This window comes from Melioribacteraceae bacterium (genome assembly GCA_019638015.1).
GTDB lineage: Bacteria > Bacteroidota > Ignavibacteria > Ignavibacteriales > Melioribacteraceae > JAHBUP01.
In genome coordinates this window covers 859,204-881,417 of the sequence record JAHBUP010000001.1, presented here as the reverse complement: position 1 = coordinate 881,417, position 22,214 = coordinate 859,204, and the positions used below count along the sequence as shown (strand labels likewise).

Below are 22,214 nucleotides of genomic sequence, written 5' to 3'. Positions count from 1 at the left end.
TTATAAAATTTCATGCAAGAGAAAAAACATAGTTTCATAATTATTTAATGAGAATAAATTTTTTAGTACTTATAAAACTCTCAGCCTGCATTTTATATACATAAACACCGCTTGAAAGATGTGCGGCATTAAATTCAAATTCATAATTGCCGGCTGGTTTTTGTTCACTTACCAATGTTATGATTTCTTTTCCGAGCATATCAAATACTTTTATTGAAACAAAGCCTGTTTTAGGTACTGCATATTTAATTCTTGTAATTGGATTAAACGGATTAGGATAGTTTTGTGATAAACCGTAATCTGTGCTTATTTCATTTACTTCAACTGTTGTGGGAATTACCTTAAACACCAACTGAGAAAAGTGATATAGTCCATGCTTCCATACCTTCCAATCGTGTCCCGCTCCATCAACTAGACTATATATATGTGGGACGTTTTTTTGTGTGAGGTAATCGTGTGTTTGTCTGCTAATGTAAATTAATCCGTCATTTGTACCGCACGAAATCCAAAGTTGATGAAGACTATCGGCTACAGAAGTTGGTTTTGGAAGAAGTGCTGATGGTGATTTTGTATTTGGAGCCGCGGAGAAAGCACCAACCCATGCAAATTTTTTAAGGTGCTTTAATCCAAAATTGAGTGATTGCCCTCCCCCCATTGATAATCCGGCGAGAGCTCGATGAGTTCTATCTGTAGAAACTGAATAGGTGGAATCTATAAACGGAATCAAATTATTTATGAGATCAAACTCAAAAGTTTCGAAAGCTTTAACTTTATCTGCGGCATAAATATCCCCTGTTGCATCATCATTCTTCATTGCTCGACCATTTGGAAGAACTACTATCATTGGCTCTAATTTTTGATCGGCATACAAATTATCCAAGATATTTTGAGGACTTCCGTTATTCAACCATTCTCGCTCATCGCCTCCAATTCCATGGAGTAAATAAAGAACGCTATATTTTTTTTCTGAAGAATAACCGGGCGGTGTGTAAACAAGAGTTTGCCTGTTCACACCAACAGTAGTTGAATAATAGGTTACAGTGGTTATTTTACCATGCGCGATAGCTGAGTTATACTTGTCAAATCCAACTGGCGGAAGTGGAAATGTACTTGCATCTCCAACTACTGAATAATTGTTTTTGTTATAATTAGAAAGATGCTGCGGAAAGTTGATCAAATTGAAAAATATCATTAGGGTAAAAATGGTGAAAGTGTGTCTAATTAAGTTCATTGATATATCCAATTATTTAAAAGAAGAACTGAAATTTGATTCTATAAAATGCGCGAAGAAAATTGCATGAAATAAAAATTGATGGACATGCAACTCATAGACTAAATGGAGAGAAAATAGAGTAAAATCTTCACGTTTTTATTTGAATTGCTTTCTTTGTAAGTAAATAATAATAGAATTCAGAGAATAATAATAACCATTATCAACAAAAGAATAACCAAATTGCGTCTCGCTCAAATCACGTTGCTAAAATAGTTTAGTTGTCCTATATAAGAATAAAATTCTATCAGGAGTAATTCATTAAAATTTTATCACAGATTATATTGGAAATAAATTTTTCCATATGATTTTTTTCTACGTATATAAATTTTTCGGGTTGAAGTAAATTAGGTGCCACGAATTTATTACCGAAAATTTGAGCTAAGAATTAAGCTTGATATTTTGTTTATAAATGCTTATTCTAAATAAGAATTATTCCTATTTAATAACAATTGTCTATGAAAAAAGATAAACATGGCCTGGATCTTAAAAGTATCAACCTAAAAGTTACTCCTCAAAGAGTAGCGGTACTTGAAGCATTAAACAATCTCAGGAATCACCCCACTGCGGATAATATCAAGGAATATGTTGTCAAGAATCATCCAAGTGTTGCCGTTGGTACTATTTATAAAACATTAGAAACATTCGTTGAAAAAGGATTAGTTAAAAAGGTAAAGACCGAAAAAGATGTGATGAGATACGATGCGATAATTGAGAATCATCATCACCTTTATTGTGAAGCTACCGAACATATCGAAGATTTTTTTGATGAAAGTCTTAATAAAATGCTTGACGAATATTTTAAGAAAAAGAAAATACCCAATTTCAAAGTGAAGGAGACAAAGCTTCAAATTATTGGAACATTTAATAGCAACAAAGCATAATCAACCAGTTTTAAAATTTTGTTGTATTCATAAATTAGCATAGTATTATTAAAAAGGAATCATGTTGATAACTGATGAATTAATTGTTTTTTACTTTGCTAAAACCGTTTGCAACCAATTAATAAATTACTTTTCACTTATCGATTTATTAACTAATTAATGAAAGGAGAACAAATATGAGTGATGAAAGCAAGTGCCCGGTAACGGGCAAATCTGGCAGTACCTCCATGGGCAAAGGAACGTCGAATAGAGATTGGTGGCCAAATCAGTTAAATCTTGGCATTCTGCACCAGCACACACCAGTTTCAAATCCAATGGATAGCGATTTTAATTATGCAGAAGAGTTTAAAAAACTAGATCTGCCCGCAATTAAAAATGATTTATATAAACTAATGACAGATTCACAAGATTGGTGGCCAGCTGATTGGGGTCATTATGGCGGTCTGTTTATTCGAATGGCTTGGCACAGTGCCGGAACATATCGTACTGCCGATGGTCGTGGTGGCGGAGGTACAGGAAATCAACGATTTGCACCTGTTAACAGTTGGCCTGATAATGGAAATCTTGACAAAGCCCGACGACTACTTTGGCCCATCAAACAAAAATATGGTAATAAAATTTCATGGGCAGATCTAATGATATTAGCAGGTAATTGCGCTTTAGAATCAATGGGTTTTAAAACTTTTGGATTTGGTGGCGGTCGCGAAGATATATGGCAGCCTGAAGAAGATATTTACTGGGGTAATGAAGATAAATGGCTGGGTGATAAAAGATATAGCGGTGATCGTGAATTAGAGAATCCGCTGGCAGCTGTTCAAATGGGATTGATCTATGTAAATCCTGAAGGCCCTAATGGACAACCGATTCCTATAGAGTCTGCAAAAGATGTACGCGAAACATTTGCAAGAATGGCGATGAACGATGAAGAAACAGTGGCACTTATCGCTGGAGGACATACATTCGGTAAAGCTCATGGTGCCGGCGATCCGAAGCATGTTGGGCCCGAGCCTGAAGCCGCACCCATTGAAGCACAAGGTTTAGGATGGTTAAGTACTTTTAAAAGTGGTAAAGGAATTGATACCATCACAAGTGGAATTGAAGGAGCTTGGAAACCAAACCCAACAAAATGGGATATGGGATATTTAAAAGTTCTTTTTAAATATGAATGGGAACTCCTCAAAAGTCCTGCTGGAGCCTATATTTGGCTTGCAAAAGATGTTGATGATGAAGATATGGTTGTTGATGCCCACGATCCTTCTAAAAAGAATCGTCCAATGATGACGACTGCAGATCTATCCCTAAAATTTGATCCGGCCTACGAGAAAATTGCAAAAAGGTATCTCGCAAACCCGGCAGAATTTGCTGATGCATTCGCTCGCGCATGGTTTAAATTAACTCATCGTGATATGGGACCAAAAGCTCGATACCTCGGACCCGAAGTTCCCGCAGAAGATTTAATATGGCAGGATCCAGTTCCTGCGGTGAATCACCCATTGATTGATAATAAAGATATTGCCGATCTCAAATCTAAAATATTATCCACAGGTTTATCTATATCAGAACTTGTTTATACTGCATGGTCTTCTGCTTCTACATTCAGGGGTTCTGATAAACGAGGCGGTGCTAATGGTGCTCGAATTCGTCTTGCACCACAAAAGGATTGGGAAGTTAACCAACCTGCCCAACTTTCTAAAATATTAGGAATATATGAAGATATTCAGAAGAAATTTAATAGTAGCCAAACAAATGGGAAGAAAGTCTCGTTGGCTGATCTAATAGTTCTTGCAGGTTGTGCAGCAGTTGAATCAGCAGCTAAGTCAGCTGGGTATGAGATAGATGTGCCCTTCACTCCGGGACGCACAGATGCATCACAAGAGCAGACAGATGTTGAATCATTTACTGTTCTTGAACCTCAAGCAGACGGATTCCGTAATTTTCAGAAAAAAGTTTATTCGGTTTCAGCTGAGGAAATGTTAATAGACAAAGCTCAATTATTAACATTGAGTGCACCAGAGATGACAGTATTAATCGGCGGATTGCGAGTTCTTGGAGCAAACGCCGGTCAATCGAAGCATGGTGTATTTACAAAACAGATTGGCAAGCTTACAAATGACTTTTTTGTAAATCTACTCGACATGGGCACAGCATGGAAACCTACTTCTGTTGCAGGTGATTTATTTGAAGGTAAAGATAGAAAAACCGGTGAATTAAAATGGACAGCCACACGTGTTGATCTTGTATTCGGGTCAAACTCTCAACTTCGAGCATTGGCAGAAGTGTATGCCCAGAGTGATGCAAAGGAAAAGTTTGTGAAAGATTTTGTTGCGGCCTGGAATAAAGTAATGAACCTGGATCGTTTTGATATTTAATCAAGTAAATATTTGTAAGATCATCTCTTATTCTACAATCGGTATCAGCGGTGGGTAATACCACTGCTGAGCCGAAAATAAAAGTAATAAAATATTTTGACCTACATTCTATTATAACGCTGAAGATTTGATGAATGCTGTTAATTAAGTAGGATTGAAATGTTATAATTCAACAAGCACAACTTTATGACCTACTTCTCTTCTTATTTCACAATTAACATTTTTTTTGTTTGAGAATAACTTCCGGCTTCTAATTGATAAAAGTATACCCCGGTAGAATAATTTGAACCGTTTGTTGAAAATCTAGCATGGTGAATACCTGCATCTTGAAACTCATCCACTATGGTTTCAATTTCTTTACCTAATGCATCAAAAATTTTCAACGTTACAAAACTACCGATATTTAGATTCCAACTAATCACAGTTTCCGGATTAAATGGATTAGGATAATTCTGGAATAGATGGATATCTTGTGGAATATTATTATCAGTTTCGTGCAAACCAGTTATATCCGCAAGTCGAATTTTATAGACGGATCCAGCCGAAGCGCTTGTAGTAATGTATAAAGTTTTTCTATCTGCTTCACCCCATGCACAATTGGAGCCAGACTGATTATTAGGAAGTGCGATTTTATCCAGGTAAACTCCTGAAGGTGATACAATCCATACACCCGTTGGTCCTGTAATATAAAGATTACCTTTTTTGTCTGTTTTCATTCCATCAACATATCCGTTGACCGGAATCTTATAAAGTAATTTTTTATTTGTGATCATTGAATCGTTAATTACATCCCATTCATAAATTTCCCCTTTGGGTGATTCATTAACGTATATTTTTTTTTCATCGGGGGAAAAACAGATACCATTCGGTTTATCAAAAGTACCATCCAGCAGCTGAACATTGCCATTTTTACTTATTCTATAAATACCCTTTACATAAACACCGTTAATCATAATTTCTTTTGTTCCGCCAAATGGAATATTGAAATCGGGATCTGTAAAGAAAATTGAACCATCTGACTTTACAACTAAATCGTTTGGTGAATTAAATTTTTTACCAAGATAGGTTGACGCAATTGGCGTAATCGTACCATTTAATTCTTGACGCGATATACGACGTTTCCCCATTTGTGTTAATATTAATCTACCTTGATCATCGTATGTTAAACCATTAGAACTATCTGATTTCTGCAGATATGTTGATATTGAATTATTATCTGGCGACCATAAATAAATCTTTGCGGCTTTGATATCGCTAAACAGCAATCCAGAATTTTCTTTCCAAACGGGACCTTCTGGCTGTAATATACCGCTTGCAATTCTTTCAAGTTTAGCACCAGCTGGAATGGGAGATTGAGCATGAACATTATTGAACTGAGTAATAATTAATATGTATAAAATCGAGAAAAATTGATTCGTATATTTTTTCATTTTTGAGAACTAGTTCATTCCTATTATTATAAAATTATCACCAAATACACTTTAACAAAGTTATAGGTGCGCATCTTTCAATCGAATTAAAAATAAGCTCTATAAACTCATTTCAGTAAAATCATCTTTTTTGTATTAGAATAATTTTCTGTAATTATTTTATAGTAATAAACTCCGCTCGATAATCCTTTTGCGTTAAATTGTACTCTATATATTCCTGAGGGCTTATGAGAATTTTCCAATACTGCTACTTCACTACCAGCTGCATCATAAATTCTAATTGATACAAATTGATTTCTTGGCAATGTATATTCAATAGTTGTTACCGGATTAAATGGATTAGGATAATTCTGCGCAAGTTCAAACTTAGTTGGAAGCTCATTCTCACGTTCAATGTTAGTAAGATTAAGATGTTTTATTAATTCTATACCGGTATTGAGTCCCAAATTTCTTGAATATTGCATCTCAACAGCATTATTCCAGTGTTCATGTGTACCTAAACTTGTTAAGTAAACACCGGTATTATTTGGATCATATTTGATACCTTCAGCCCATAAAGCCGGATCGGAAGCCTGATGAAGATAATCGTCTGTAGCCGGTTTTTGTGCGTATGTTCCAGCACCATCTTGAATTTTTCTTTCAGCAGTAAATTCAGTTCTTAAAAAGTCGTAACCAACAGACTCAATAGCTACAGGATCGAGAGAAGCAAAAATTGATGACATCCAATCATTATTAAATGGTTTCATAGAAAACTTTTTAGGGAAACTAATTTCCTGATCAGCCGGCCACAACGCATCCATTAAGTAAAAAAGATTTTTTTCACCAAGATATTTGCTACCCATAATATCAACTTGTACTCTATATAATCCATATTCCCTACGACTGGTGCTATTCTGAATTTCTATCGGATCAATCAATCCATTATGAAGGTGTGCGGCATTTGCTCTAGTATGAGAGCCAAAATGATTTTTAGCAAACATTGTGGCTCCAGCTCTTTTGTGTCCTTTAAGAACCGGAATATTGAGTAGATATTCTGCTTCCTCGAATATTGTATAAAGATTATCATCGGTAATGGGATTGCCACCAGGTCTATTGACATCCCAAACATTTTCCTTTAAAATTTTTCCTTTATCCGAATAGAAAATTTTTGCAGTCTTACTAGCAGTTACTCTTTCTCTCCCCAATTTTGAATAATCATCATAACTTAAATAATGGACATCAGGAAATTCAGCATGCCACATATCGAAACAATGTTTATAAGTATTTCGCATAGGATCACCAACATAAATATCGCTCTGAGAAACACCAACTGTATTAACTAGCTGCCTTAATATCGATAATACCACCTGTGGAGATGTTTCCGAAATTCCATATGACCCGTTAGCAACAACAGATAAATCCTTTGTACTAAAATTGCCACCCCAGCCACTAACATTATTTATTTTAATAAATATTTTTTCCCCTTTATTATAAACCACACTTCCTTTACCCCGGGTATTGTTATGGTATTTAAAAATTGCATCCCAAGCATCTTTATCGATTTGTTTTCCCGTTAGAGATTTTATTGCTTTACTAACCATTTCATCTATTACTAACTGATTATTATTTTCAGGCATCCACCATGCTTTTCCAACAGCGGTGGGATTACAATTTTCATTAGTTGCAGCGGGATCATAAACCCAAACAACTCTTCCCGGGAAAATACCTTTTGCATCCCCAGTAGCAACATTGGCAACATGTGAAATAGTTGGAAGTGGTGAATCTGGATCACCTGAATTTAGTCTATCAATATTATTATCGCTAACTCCTAAAAATGCTAGTCCAATTAGCAAAAAGTATGGTGAGAGAAAATACTTTTTCTTTGTTGATATATATAGTGTGAAAGTCAAAACTAGCGATGTAATATATATTATTAAACCGGAAGCGAGAGGAGCGGCAGCTTGAACACATGGGTAAGTTGCTCTGCTTGGTTTAGGTATCACTCTGATTAAAATCCAAATCAATGCTGCTAATCCTATGAGAGGGAAAAATATTCTGTAGATTCCTGTTGGATAATTGATCCCCTTTATTTTACCAGATTTGGGACATCTTTTAATAAACTTGTCTAAAAATACTTTCATATCTTTTTCCCAATTGTGAATGTGTAAAAAATACACCTTTTAAACAAATAATTCAAACAATTGGGAAATGATATGAAAAATTATTTTTATTTTGTGATAGAGGCCGTTGTTCTTGAGGTTAATCCTCTGAGAATAATTTTAATTTTTATGTTAGAGTGGAAAAACTATTCGTTGTAACATGTTATAAAGAATGGATTCATATTAAAACCGATTAGGAGTAATTAATTATTGAATCTTAAAGTCATTCCCGTTAAAAAAAATAATTCGTAACAGGAAGAACCATGACTGCTCGTATCAATTTACTTTTACTGTCTTCACTGTTGATTGCTCGTACGCGGCATTTCGGAACATCAATGCTGCTCCGCACCAAAGTACAAAGAAGAATCCATTCACTGCTAATATCTCAATTACAGAACTTTCTGGCAGCAAATCTAACCGAACAATCAGTGCGATCACACTTATAATTATGTGAGAGAATGCCATCGCAAATAGCACCAAGCTCATACCTCTCGGTTTTAATCTTACTATAATAGAACCTAAAAAGCCTATCGCCAGAACTCCCATATACATCAAGTTAGCAGAATTGTCTTCGCTCCCTATTAGTCCAACAGCGAGATTAGACCAAACAAGAAAAAGAGCTGTTGCGACGGAGAGACCAATAGCTGCCCTATAAATTATAGCTCCCATTGATCTCGCTATTATTTTATAAGTGAACCCAGAGCCAAACAGAAGTATCCAAGCAGCAACAAAATCGAAGAAGCTCCAATTCATTTCGTCGGTGAAAAGCATTGCTAACAAAGGTATAATTAAAAAGAGTGTGGCAATGAGTGCAACATAGATTGCAATACTGATTGGTGATTTGGACACATTCAATTTTTTATAAAACTCAATGAGTAATTTCATATTAAACATTTTCCTTTTTTTATTATACTTTGTTTTGCGATGCTTATTAATAAGAAAAATTATTTATTATTAGTAATGAAAAGCTTTTTCATTTATTGCCCTATTTTTTATCTATGTCTTGAATCATAAATATAGCTGAGGCGCAAAATTTCTTGTATGGTCAAATTATTATTGTTTCTCCCGAACGTGGGGGATAAAATACCATCCAGTTCCAATTAAGATGAGCAACAAAGGAATTGCACCTGGCTCACTATCCTCATAGATTTTCATAATCATCAACAAGATTCCGATCACGATAATTATCACCGAAATAATTCTTTGTCTTTTCAGATTGTTTCTCTTTTCTAAATTCATAAGTAATTAAGAAGTTATTTGTGCGCGTTAATAAAGTTTTCAAGTGCTTTAAGGTGATCATTAAACGCTTTTTTCCCAGCTTTAGTTAGAAAATATTTAGTGTTCGGTTTTCGATCTATAAATGATTTTTCTTCACTAACAAATTTTTCCTTCTCAAGCGTTTTAAGATGACTTGCCAGATTACCATCGGTAACATCCAGATACCCTTTGAGTGAATTAAAGTCAAGTTTATCATTTACAGCTAATGCCGACATAATCCCAAGGCGTACACGACTCACAAAAGCTTTATGTAGATCATCGATTGGTAATTTCACTTCTATCACCGCTCGTGTTGAAAATACATATAAACACCATATATAATATGGACAACTCCAAAACCTAAAGACCACAAGAAAAGACTGAATTCAATGTAATAGGAACTTATCAATCCTAATCCAATTTGTATTAATCCTAAAAACTTCATTTCATCAAAGGTAAACTTGCTGGCATTATAAATAGCGAGTCCATAAAATATTAACGATAACGGAGCGGCTAATCCCATAAGGTTCTTTGACAATAAAATCAAGATTAACACTCCACCTGTTAGTAATGGAACCGCCATGTTTATTACAAGTCGTCGAGAAGTAGCATTCCAAATTTGTTCCCCTCTTTTATTAGCCTTTTTGTAGGACAAAAAAATTGCGGTTCCGATAGCAAGCACTAGAATTAAAATTGCTAAAACTATTATCATTGTTAGAGCAGATGATTCCCCTCCCAATTCATTTAATCGATAAACAATTTTAGTAGGATTATAACCTAAGAATTGATAAGCAATTAAGGCACCTGCCAAGGCATAAATACCGGCCATTATTCCTGCCCAACCCGAAAGTGATAAAAATTTGGTAGAACGCTCCATCATAGAACGTATCTCGGCTATGTCTCGGATATAATCTTGTTCTTCTCTCATACAAAGTTCTTTTTATTTCAAAGTTAAGAAAAACCAACACTCTGCACAAGGTGTGAAAGAGTCTTTTAAATTTTAGACTAGGGTAAAAAACTATACCATGAAGGAATTCATAGATTTGGAAAAGTGCGATAAAAGAATTTCTTGTTTTTATTTTATTGAGGAAAAGTTTTAATCCTCGCCGAGATAAAAATCCTCTTCATAACTCTTTAATGTGTTATGAATAACATTAATCAAACTAGCTAAGAATTTTGACCAACTTTATATTTATTAACCGCAGTAATCGAACTTTATTTTATAATCCATTACTTAAAATTATTTTTGCAGCCCAGTCAGAAGTTGAAATCATTTTTCCATCAGGAAAATTTGGGATAGTAATATTGCCCTTTTCATCGGCTTTCACCAATAATTTGTTTATCCACTCGCCAGTAACAGTATTGAACCAACTAAAATTATACTCAGCATTCGGTTTGAAATTCATCAATAATGGAATCACAGATTCATTTTCAAAGTAGAGCAGCGCAAAATCTTTCTCCTGAGTTCTCATCATATATGACCAGCCATCTAAACCCATCTCTGGACTTCCGGGAGCTTTATTTGGAATGAGATCGTGCCGCGCCAGCTGAAGATTTTGAAACTTTTCACCTTCCGATAAAATAAAGGAATTTAAGTGTTTCATATAATTTGCCGATTCATATTTAAATGCTTCCCAAACATGTGGTCGCGCACCAGAAGGTTCTCCGGTAGTTGTTAAATCATACGCGGCAGTGCCATGTACATGACCTGATAATCCACCCGATAGTACCGAGCCATACATCTGCGCTCGGGAAAAATAATTATCGCGCGGAGAATTTGCTTCGGGGCGCTCTCCGTTTGGTTTATTTATCTCATGATTCCAGCCGGTATAATATGGTTCAAAATTTATTGCTGGATATGGAGGATCAAGCGCGAATATAACCTCAAGCGAATCGGCAACCCGGTGATCTCTCGGTTTATTACCTACACTATGCATTGTTAACCAAGGGCAATCATCACCGTGACCGAATACCATATAGGTCGAACTACTTATGAGAGTCGTTACCGGTTGCCCGAATGGCATTGGTCCATATTTTTTTAAATGATATGTCAATGCTTCGTTAAATTCATCAGCGGTAAGGCTAAAATCTTTTGGAATCCAATCAAGATGAATACCGCTAAATACTATATTATAAGCACCATATCTTGAAATAAGGTATTGTACGTATCGAGCGTATGTTTCATTAAAATCAAAATAAGCTTTCCATGATGGACCAACATCCCTGCGGACTGTTTCAAGTAGAGTCACAAATCCTTCGTTTGAGAGATACTCAATTTTTTTGTCAAGACTCTTAAAATATTCGGGATTGATTTGATTAAAGTCTGAAACACCAATATGCTCAGTCGACATATTGAATGGCAGATTTCCAAATTCATCGCGCATATTTTTAGCTGTGAAAGATCCCCAATAACTTAATCCACCCGAAGCATCTGTGCCCGGAGCGCCGGAAACGTCATACCCAAATTTTTCCCATGCATTCCTTATATAAATTCCATTGGAATCGGCATAGGTGCTGGGGTGTAAATCAGACTCCCAATTAGGAAAACATGCAATCATACTAACTGAATTAAAACCTTGAGATTTTCTGTAAATTACTGCATCCTCAAATCCCATTCCCGGTCCAGGTAAATATTTTTTAAAAGTTTGAGCATTCCTGAATGGCAAACGCCAAGTAGCCGCCGCTAACCAGGTATCCCCTATCATAAAATATGGAGTCCCATCAGCATACTGAAGAGCATGCCCGTTAGAAGTTGAACGAATAAAACCATGTCTGTTAGGATTATTTTTTTTATCTGCATCATTCCAGTTGACAGCTGTAAAAGAACCAACTTTATTATTCAGTCCATTATCATCAGATTGATTCGAACCGCTAATCCATTGCCACTCTCCCGGAACTGTAGCTGTTATTCTAACAATAAAATTATTATCACCATCCCAAAATCCATAAACTCGCTTTGAAAAATCTGGTCCTTTTAGATCAACCCAGCATGTAACTTCTGTATAATAATTATTATAAATTTTTTCTGCTTTTAATTTTACTTCTTTCATTTCCCAGACATGAATTTTTGGGTGGTCATTCCCTTTCAACGAATTTACTGAGAAAATAATTATCATTAATAATGAAAAAACAGTTCTCATTTTTACTCCTTTATAAACATGCTTATTTATTTTTAAAGTTAAGATAAAGCTTGGGTGCATTTCCAGATTTATCTTCAGATGCATAAAAAGAGGCAATTACAGCTCCCAATGGTCTGATCAATAATCCTTTTGTTTTACCCTCTATCATTCGTTGTAATACCGGCTTTGATATTGTAATAAAATTTTTACTGCCCGGTTCAGTCGATATCTCCGCATCATAAATCATCTGCTCGTTAAACACACTTGCATAATTACTGCCAAGCATAAAATTATTATATGTTACATTCGTTTGATCCCAAACCGGATTACCTCCGAGAATTTCAATTACTCTAACTTTGCCGAACTCCATTCCAAATTCTTCACCAAAAGTTTCTATATAATTGCCTCCAAAAGAGAATGACTGAGTTGTTAATTCAAGCAAACCAGCACAATCGACTTTTAGATTTTTGTACTTTTCTAAATCCCATCTCAGAATTATCCATTGAGTAGAGTTTATAGTTAGTATTCTAGATTCGCCCCCCTGCTCATTAACGCGCCAATCATTAAAATTAATTTCCGCGAAATCAGAATTGATTAACGCATCATGCGTAACATTAAGAATAGTAGAGAATGAATTTAAATCGGGAACAGGGGGATGATATGGAACAAGTTCACCTTTATCGGGGCCCGCCTCGTGGATGTTCACAATATCAGCACGGTAATAGTCCAGATCAACGAAATATTTTCCAAGTCCATAATCAGTAGCCGCCAGTTGAACGTAAACAGTATCTCCTGGTAATGCATCAAATTTTTTGGTGGTCATACTTATAGTATGCCAATTTGAAGTATCAGGAATATCGAACTCCATAAGATCAATATGAAAATCGGTAGTTCGGTTTGTATTCACCATCATATTGAGTCGCCTCGGGGCATTATGTACTCGCACTCGAGCTTCAACACGTAATTGATAAGAGGGATCTTCTAATTTTTTTAAGTCAAGATATTTAGTTACATCTCGTTTAATTAAAGCCCAATAAACGTTATACCTATCACTTGTCGCATCAACAATTATTCTCGCGTACTCATCCTTCTGAATAAAATCCATTTTAGCGGAACCGTCACCGGTAAAAAAGAACCAGCCCTCAATTTTATTATTGAATTGATCCATGAACTGAGCGCTCGATACTCCAGATAAGAATATAAATACTAAAAGAACCTTGAAATAGTTTAGATGAAACATAAATTACTCCTCAATATTATTCGGGACTTTCTTTATTCAACAATTTTATGCTTCTAATTTATAATAAGGAATAGATTATTGGTTACAACAAACTCATGTTTTCAAATTAGTTATTTATTAATGATAATTCAGTTTTTTCCGATTATCAAGTTCTCTTGGTATGAATCGAAAAGTATGATTAATCTGTGAGTTCACATAGACTACTAAAATTACTTTAATAGGTGATTATTGTTTAAACTGACTCGAATTATTATTGATTAAGTGCAATAATAAATTTTCTAGACGAAATAGAGGTTAATTGCTCTTGAATTTTAAAATCTATTCCTTGTTTTCAATAAAAATAGAATTTAACAAACTTATTAATTCAGTTTTCTTAAAAGGTTTTGCAATGTAATGTGTGAAACCTTTCGACAGAAAATTTGCCTTCTCACTAACGGAAGCATAGGCAGTAACAGCAACTATTGGCTTGTCATGATAGCCGGGCAGTTTTCTAATTTCTTGAGCAAGTTCCACTCCATTTATGTTATGCTTTAAATTAATATCCATTAAAACAATATCGAAAAGAGCTGATTGTACTTTTTGAAGAGCTTCATCAGGAGTTGCAGCCGTTTCAATTTCAGAAATTCCATTTAAAATACGCTCAACTATATCTCTAGCATATTCATCATCCTCAACATAAATTATTTTTTTACCTGAAAAAAGATTTACGGTGACCTCGTTGTTCTGTACAACAAAAATATTTTCCGCGTCAATTTTATTTAGAGGTAGTATAAATGTAAATACTGAACCCTTTCCTTCTTCACTTTCAACGTTTAATTTTCCACCTAACAATTCTGCGCTTTTCTTTACAATGGATAAGCCTAGTCCCGTCCCTTCAAATCTCCTACTCAATCCTTCGCTAGCCTGTCTAAAGGGTTCCCAAATTAAATCTAATTTTTCCTTCGGAATACCAACACCAGTATCGGCAACTTTTATTACAAGACTCTCTTCATCATCAGTTTTTACTACATCGGCGATTAACTCAATTTTACCGGTGTTAGTGAATTTAATTGCATTATTTAGAAAGTTTTGTACAATATCTTTTATTATTGTATCGTCGGATTCCATTATCAGATTTTCAAAATTCAGTTTCATTTCAAATGAAATTTTTTTAAGTAATGCTCCCCCTTTGAATGAATCGCATAAGTCGGTAATTAATTCATTCGCGTTGAATAATCTCTTCTCAACTTGAATTTCATCTGATTCCAATCTGGAAAGTTCAAGAATTTTTGATAGAGTATCCTGCATTCTAGCTGATGCTTTTAATATTCCCTCAACCATAAATTTTTCATTAGGATTTTTTAGAGAATTGTTCAATAATTCGGCAAAACCCATAATTCCAACAAATGGAGTTCGAAGTTCGTGACTCATATTTGAAAAGAAATTCGATTTTGCTTTATTCATTTCTTCAGCTTTCTCTTTTGCGGCAACAAGATCCTCAAACATTTTCTGCTTTTCTATTTCCATCTGTTTACGTTCAGTAATGTTTCGTAATACGTAAACCATTCCTACTGCATTATTTTCGGCATCGTATATCACATCACCATTAACTTCTGCATCAATAAACTCTCCATCCTCGAATCTCAGTTTATACTCTTTGGGACCCAAAGGCCCCTCAAACATTAGTTTTGTGTTTTCAATAGCCCGGGGCAAATCCTCGGTGGTGATAAACGATAGCATATTTTTACCCAACAAAGATTCCCTAGGGATAAATTTCAGTGCTGGAAATACGAATTCATTTATAAAAGTTATGTTGCCATTCAAGTCGGTGCGAATTATTAAATCTGGCACAGTCGTAAGTAATTTGCGATAAAGTTCTTCACTCTCTTTGATCGCTTTTTCGGCTAGTTTTCGTTCGGTAATGTCTTGCATTACTAGCAAACCAGCTATCAATTTTCCATGTGAATCAAAAATTGGGGCTCCGCTTGCAAGCTGCCAAACTATGCTTCCATCCCATCGAACAATTTTCATTTCCTTACTATGCGTAATCATACCTTGTAGAGCACGGGGTAATGGCAATTCATCAGGTTCAACTTTAATACCTTCAGGAGTGTACTCTTGCCATACCACATCAATTTCCAGTAAGGTTTTTTCCAGATAATCATTTGCATTAAGAAGTAGAAAATCCTCTGTTGCTTTATTTATAACTTTTACTTTGAAATCCTCTGCCGAGGCCAGCACCATTGGTAAGGGGGATTGCATAATTGATTCTTTTAATTGGATTTTTGTGCGTTCGAGTTCTTCCCCAGCTTTTTTACTTTCTGTTATATCAATGTTCGTTCCAATCCATCTCACCGGTTTTCCAGATGAATCTCTATGGATATCGCCACGGGTAAGTATCCAACGCCAATCACCATCTTTGTGCTTCAGTCTGTGAACCACTTCATAAATTGGTGATCTACTTTGTAAATAATCATCTACTGCTTTTTCTATGATTTCAGCATCATCTGGATGCCAAAGGTTCTTCCAACCGGAAAAACTATTTTCCACTTCATGATTCTGATATCCGAGCATAGACTTCCATTGCTGTGAAAAATATACTCTATCGTTGATCATATCCCAGTCCCAAAGTCCAGCCCCAGTACCAGCAATAGCCTGGCTAAAACGTTCTTCACTCTTTTTAAGATTTTCTTCGGCTAATTTCCTTTCAGAAATATCAGTAGTAATACTAAGAATGGCGGGTTTACTAGCCCAATCAATCTTTTTGGCATAAACTTGAACAGGGTAAATTGAACCATCTTTTCTGCGGTGTCCCCCTTCAAAGTTTATTTCCCCATTTAATTCTAACTCTGTCATCCGAGTCCGAATTAAGTCGGCAGTTTCGGGTACGTCAATATCAAGTAGAGATAAATTTATAAATTCTTCATTTGTGCAGCCATGCATCTGGGCGGCTCGGTCATTTGCATATAAAATTTGCCCTTCGAAATCATGAATAATGATTCCCCCCGGTGCAATATTAACCATTTGAGCTAGCAGCTTAACTCTCTCTTCAACTTTTCTACGCTCAGTAATAACTTCTATATAGATTATTACTCCACCAATTGTTGCATCGGCTTTATACCAGGGCATGCAAGTCCAATTAGCCCAATCCATGGAACCATCTTTATGCATTAGAATATCATTTTCACCACTTAGAGTCTCTCCATTAAGAGCGCGTTTGTGTACATCGCGTAATTGTTGTGGGAGATCGGGGAAAATATCATAGTGATTACGCCCTATTATATTTTTATCGGTGAGATGAAAATCATCAAAATACCGATCGCTAACGTAGATATAATTCATTTCAGTATTAAATACAGATACTGAGCTTTTTGTATTGGATATAACAAACTTCATCAGCTCATTAAAATGAGCTTTTTCTCTCTCAGCATTAATTCGATCGGTTATATCATTGGATAGTATTAATTCGGATTTTCTTCCCTCGAACTCAAGAACGTAAGAAGTAATTTCAACAAATATTATGCTACCATCTTTTTTACAATGTCTCCACACACCAGAATTATAAATACCTGAAGTAACTGAACTGACATTATTAAGGAGTCTTGAGATATCTTCAGACGGACGGATATCCTTAATAGTCATTTGTAGAAATTCATCTCTAGAATAACCGTATTTAAAAACAGCGGCATCATTTACAGCAAGGAAAGAAAGTGTTTCCAAATCGTAAACCCACATTGGTTGAGGGTTATTTTCAAATAAAAGCCGGTATTTCCTTTCACTTTCTTTTATTATTTTTTCATTTTTTTTCCGCTCGGAAATATCGTGAATTGAGCCCACCAAATATTTATTACCTGATTCGTCAATGAAACGGACTTTGCTAGTAATAATTGTTTTTGTTTCATTGTTAATGGTTAATTCTTCTTCACGTACATCGGGAATTCCAGTATCAAGAACCTGTCGGTCTATGTTTAAAAAACTATCCATTTCTTCTTCAGGAATGTCGTCAGCAAGAGTCCTCCCTATAACATTTAGTTTATTCAGTCCAGTCATTTCATAGAATGCTCTATTTGCTAACGTAAATTGATGATTGTTATCTTTAACAAAAATTGGATCACCAACCAGATCAAGTATAGTTCCTATTCTTTCTTTCTCATTCTTTATTTCTATTTCAAACATCTTGCGCTCAGTAATATCCTGAATCATACCACTGAGGCCAATTAAATTACTATCCTTATATATAGGATTTCCAACAACTCTTACCCAAATATTATTTTTCTTCGCAGTAATCAATCTCGCTTCAAAATCAAAATTTGTTCCCTTTTCAGTTGCGTGTTGTATTTTCTCGGAAACTAATAGTTGATCGTCCGGGTGATAGAATTGTTTAGCCTCAGCTAAAGTAGGAACCTGTTTTGTTTCCAATTCATGAATTTTGAATGTCTCCTCCGCCCAATTCAGAGATTCATTTTGAAGATCAATCTCCCATCCTCCAACTTTAGCGAGTTGTGCAGTAAGCCTTAATCTTTCTTCGCTGACTTGAATCGCTTTTCGAGAATTATAGGCTTCGGTTACGTCGGAAAAGACTAATACGACTCCATGAATATTGTTATCTTTATCAAGAATCGGCGCAGCACTGTCGGAAATATTTCGCTCTTTACCCTCCTTAGAAATAAGTAAAGTATGATTTGAAAGCTCTACTACTTTGCCTGTTTTAATTACTTTTTCTACTGGGTTACTCAGTTTAACTTTTGAAGAAGCTTCGACAATAACAAAAACTTGATCTAGCGGTTTACCAACTGCATCCTCAAGTTTCCAGCCGCACAGTGTTTCGGCAACGGGATTCATATTTGTTATGCACCCAACTTTATCAGTTGAGATAACGCCATCACCAATTGAATTTAAGGTTATCGCTAAATATTCTTGGCTTTCCTTCAATGTTTGTTCCCTCTGGATTCTCTCAGTAATCTCGAGAAAACGAGCAACCATTTGATTTTCGGAAATTCGAAATGCAAAAACTTCAAAGGCTCCAATCACTTTATCATCTTTATAGTTTATCTGTTCTGTTTTCCAAACAGAATTGCTCTTAATTACTTCTTTATACTTAGATGGGACTTCAGTTTCAACTAAAGATGGAAACGCTTCCTCAATTGTTAAACCTATTTTTGACTTATGCTCAAACCCTAGAATTTTATCTGCGGCTGGATTAGCACCTATAAATAAAAGCTTATCATCCGCTTGTAATTCATAGATATGCATTCCATATGGGGAGTTTTCTACGATATTTCTATACCTCCCTTCAATTTCCAACAACTTTTCCTCGGTTTCTTTTGTTACAAGTGCATTTGCTGCAATTCCAGCAAATGCCAGTATGATTTCTTTCTCTGGATAGCTCTGAGTCTTATCTCCAGCAAGAATTATTGTTCCGGCTAGTTTCTCATTATGAACTAAAGCAAGGGCGGCAAACCAATCTATACCAAAAAGTTTTTCAACTGATTTGCCAATTATATCGGGAATTGCTCCAAAAGTTAGATCATTTATAGATGCTATCTTTTCATAAATATTACTTAAAATTCTTTCATGTTCTTTTTTACTAACATGTATGCGCTTATTTAATAATTTTCCGCCGAGCAGTTTTGTTAGATTGCTATTTTCTTCATCTGATAAGGTTGTGTATTGTAAAATGAGTTCTGATGTGGCTTCATCGTAAGTATTGATTAATGCCGCTTTAACATCAAAAATCGATTTAATTTGTGAAGCAATGAAAGGGAATAATTCATTGTGGGGCAGGTTTGCAAGTTTGAGTGAGAAATCATTAATCTGCAGGAGAGTCGCTCTCTCCTTTGTTATAGTTTCATCAGTTCTTTCATATCTTACATTTTGAGATTGAAGCAAAGACTTTAATTCAGAATTCTCTTTTTTCAAGTTCTCCAGTTCAATCAAACGCTCGTCAACTTTTCTTTTAGCCATATTGCACTCAAATTTGCGTAAAGTTATTACTTAATTATCGAATTTTTTCACCTACTTTTTACCTTTATAAATTTCTATATCTAAACTACTTTTTTTTCCAAAAAATACAAGTGTTATTATTATTTGCAGCCAACTTAATTCTATCAATATAGCTAAGGTAAATGAATTGCTTTTTCGGGCGAATGATTGACTGGATTATATTTTGGTTGGTGATAGTCTATTTGCAGAATTTAAGAGGCAATGTCTGGTATCAAACTTTTATTTAATTTTTAAATAAAGTTTTACTATTCATTAGGTTATTTGAAAAGAATAAGAAAACCCCTCGCAAAACAAGAAACCCCGGAAACAGCATTCATTTGCTATAATCGAGGTTTTATTTTTATTGGCGGAGAGTCATCAATGTCCAAAATGTTAAGCTTTTATCTCAGACACGCAACTTTTCAAAATGTTGTGATTAAAAAGTGACCGAGACGCTTTTACATACAGCTAACTTTACCAACCGAAGAGTATCACTTCTCTCCTGCCAATGAATTTATTTGGCTGTTTGCAGATTACTTTTGATTCGATATGAGTTCCTATTGCATGGAGGGAATCCAAATATTGTCCTGATTTAGATGACGAAGGAGCGATTCCAAAAGTTTTTTCATACTGGCTCTGAGAGAAAGCAGCAAAATTAAGCATCAGAAGTACGAATGAACTCATTCTAAAATTCTTAATCATTGTAAAGACCCAATTATTTTCCAAAATATTTCAGTAATTAATTTTTCTTTTAGTTGGCGGTCTTGAAGGCAAATTCAGCTATGCCAAACCAATATCCCACTCTAATGAGTTATTATATCAATTGATTTTCAAAAGTCAGATCTACCATTATAAAATATTGCTAATCGTTTCCTGACCCGAACAACTGCTCTATCTTCCGGATTCCATTTATTAAATCTTTAGACCAGCACACTCAGACCGCATCTATATATTCCCTGTTGCCATTAATCCAACATGATTTGTAAAAAGGAAATAAGTTTTGATTTCGTTTGCAAAACAGATCGAAGAATTTTAAAATTTTCAAACGAGGATATCACGTGCGCACAGATAATTATAGCTATCCTGCCCACTTGTATGCATAAACACTATTCCAGCAACTTCAGCGTTCTACCTGAGTTATGCCGTTGGTCTGTTTCCAGAATATTTCGTTAGAATTTCCGCTAGAATTACTTTTGAACCATTTACCAGATTCTTTAAAGGGATTAATGAGTTAATTACACTTAATCATAAAAGTATTTTTGCATTATATCCTGATAGACTCATGTTAATTCATATTAAATGGATTCTCGTATTTGTCAATACAATCCGTTGCCTGAATAATCGCTTTTGGATTTTCAATCGTAAAGGGATTTTCAGATAAATAGGAATTCATTCGGCAGCCATATAACGATACTGTTAGCTTTTCATTTCCTTTTACTAACAAGAAATCCTGTGAATTTTTAAATGATGTTAAGGCGCCATTGCTGCCGGAAAACGCCTCAACATTAATAAGTGAAGTATGCCCTTTCCCTTCAATGATAATTGGATGTACATTTTTCTGTTCATCGCCTGTGTTCGCGATTATTGATCCCTGAGCTATCTGCCAATTACGGTTTTTCGAATTATTACCCAGCTTATGAATTCCAACTGTGACGCAGTCAAAATTGAAATTAGTCATTTGTCCGTAAGTTGCCTCACCAAGATAAATACCGCCGTATGCGCCGAAAGTAAATACATCCATCACCTGAGCATTATCGGTTCTCTCAATTGAGTATGTAAAAGTTTTCTTTGCAACAACCGCGTCAATTATTTTTTTTGAATATTGCCCTTCAATATATCTTCTATTTGCAGGGTTAACATGGCAGTGCAGAATCCGGGGAATATCATAACATAAATCAATCTTGATAAACTCGCCGCTTAGCGGATAACCGTAGCAATGCTCAAAAAGTATCTGTTCGCAGGCGTAATTTTTATTTGAAACAAAATCCATTGCGGTATACTCACCGTAAAAAGTGAGCGATGATAGTGTAACCCCATTCACATGTTTACTCTTTGATACCTGAATTGTAGGTGGATAATTAATAATTTTCTCCGGGTCAGATATTGTTTGGTTTGCGTACCAAAATTGAATTCCCTTAATCTGCGTTGAACCTTCAACAGTTATAAATACATTTTTTTCATCCACAATTTTAAAAACGCTTCCCACCGGCTGCACTTTTTGGGGATGCCTCGTTCCCCGCCCAACCGGGCCATGAACACCAATTAAGGAAACATTTTGTTTAAGAATTATTCCCCCATCAATATTATATGGTTCTTCCGATGGTTCAACAAATAATGCGGCACCTCGAAGAGCCGCCCAATCAATTGCCTTCTGCAAATTATCCTTATTAGTAGCAGCATTGTTTTCGGGGAGAACCCCAAACTCTTGAATGGATTTTATTAATATGTTTTCTTGGGATTGAGCAATGACAGTGAAAGTGAATAGAAGTAACAGCCAAATAATTTTTAATTTCATCGAGCGATTCCTTATTTATAAAATAGGTATT

13 protein-coding genes are annotated in these 22,214 nt (G+C 35.2%); 2 read left to right on the top strand and 11 right to left on the bottom strand.

The window, feature by feature from the left end; genetic code table 11:
• Positions 1-40: 40 nt before the first annotated feature.
• Positions 41-1,231, bottom strand: a complete 1,191-nt coding sequence (locus tag KF816_03530) for a T9SS type A sorting domain-containing protein (GenBank protein MBX3007080.1) — start codon at positions 1,229-1,231, stop codon at positions 41-43.
• Between the two features lie 497 nt (positions 1,232-1,728).
• Here KF816_03530 and KF816_03525 point away from each other — a divergent pair, with 497 nt between their 5' ends.
• Both KF816_03525 and katG read left to right on the top strand, forming a co-directional pair.
• Entirely contained in the window at positions 1,729-2,154 is a 426-nt protein-coding gene (locus KF816_03525; protein ID MBX3007079.1) for a transcriptional repressor, read from the top strand.
• Between the two features lie 176 nt (positions 2,155-2,330).
• Entirely contained in the window at positions 2,331-4,523 is a 2,193-nt protein-coding gene (katG, locus tag KF816_03520; GenBank protein ID MBX3007078.1) for a catalase/peroxidase HPI, read from the top strand.
• A 203-nt stretch (positions 4,524-4,726) separates the two neighbouring features.
• Here katG and KF816_03515 read toward each other — a convergent pair whose 3' ends face one another.
• The 10 genes from KF816_03515 to KF816_03470 form a co-directional block, all read right to left on the bottom strand.
• Positions 4,727-5,953 carry an SMP-30/gluconolactonase/LRE family protein gene (locus KF816_03515; GenBank protein MBX3007077.1) on the bottom strand — a complete coding sequence of 409 codons (1,227 nt, stop codon included), beginning with the start codon at positions 5,951-5,953 and terminating at the stop codon, positions 4,727-4,729.
• Positions 5,954-6,060: 107 nt separating this feature from the next.
• The gene (locus KF816_03510; protein ID MBX3007076.1) at positions 6,061-8,073 is read right to left on the bottom strand and encodes a DUF362 domain-containing protein; all 2,013 of its coding nucleotides are present in this window, start codon (positions 8,071-8,073) and stop codon (positions 6,061-6,063) included.
• Positions 8,074-8,367: 294 nt separating this feature from the next.
• On the bottom strand, positions 8,368-8,976 hold the full coding sequence (locus KF816_03505) for a hypothetical protein (protein MBX3007075.1): 609 nt from the start codon (positions 8,974-8,976) through the stop codon (positions 8,368-8,370).
• 368 nt (positions 8,977-9,344) lie between these two features.
• Positions 9,345-9,644: a transcriptional regulator gene (locus tag KF816_03500; protein ID MBX3007074.1), complete on the bottom strand. Its 300-nt coding sequence runs from the start codon at positions 9,642-9,644 to the stop codon at positions 9,345-9,347.
• 5 nt (positions 9,645-9,649) lie between these two features.
• Entirely contained in the window at positions 9,650-10,276 is a 627-nt protein-coding gene (locus tag KF816_03495) for a hypothetical protein (protein MBX3007073.1), read from the bottom strand.
• Positions 10,277-10,568: 292 nt separating this feature from the next.
• Complete coding sequence (locus KF816_03490; GenBank protein ID MBX3007072.1) at positions 10,569-12,488, bottom strand: DUF4038 domain-containing protein; 1,920 nt, start codon at positions 12,486-12,488, stop codon at positions 10,569-10,571.
• 22 nt (positions 12,489-12,510) lie between these two features.
• Positions 12,511-13,707: a hypothetical protein gene (locus KF816_03485; protein ID MBX3007071.1), complete on the bottom strand. Its 1,197-nt coding sequence runs from the start codon at positions 13,705-13,707 to the stop codon at positions 12,511-12,513.
• A gap of 318 nt (positions 13,708-14,025) precedes the next feature.
• Positions 14,026-19,650 carry a PAS domain S-box protein gene (locus tag KF816_03480; GenBank protein MBX3007070.1) on the bottom strand — a complete coding sequence of 1,875 codons (5,625 nt, stop codon included), beginning with the start codon at positions 19,648-19,650 and terminating at the stop codon, positions 14,026-14,028.
• A 492-nt stretch (positions 19,651-20,142) separates the two neighbouring features.
• Entirely contained in the window at positions 20,143-20,370 is a 228-nt protein-coding gene (locus KF816_03475) for a hypothetical protein (protein MBX3007069.1), read from the bottom strand.
• 583 nt (positions 20,371-20,953) lie between these two features.
• A complete protein-coding gene (locus KF816_03470) occupies positions 20,954-22,183 on the bottom strand; it encodes a hypothetical protein (protein MBX3007068.1) in 1,230 nt (409 codons plus the stop codon).
• Positions 22,184-22,214: the final 31 nt, after the last annotated feature.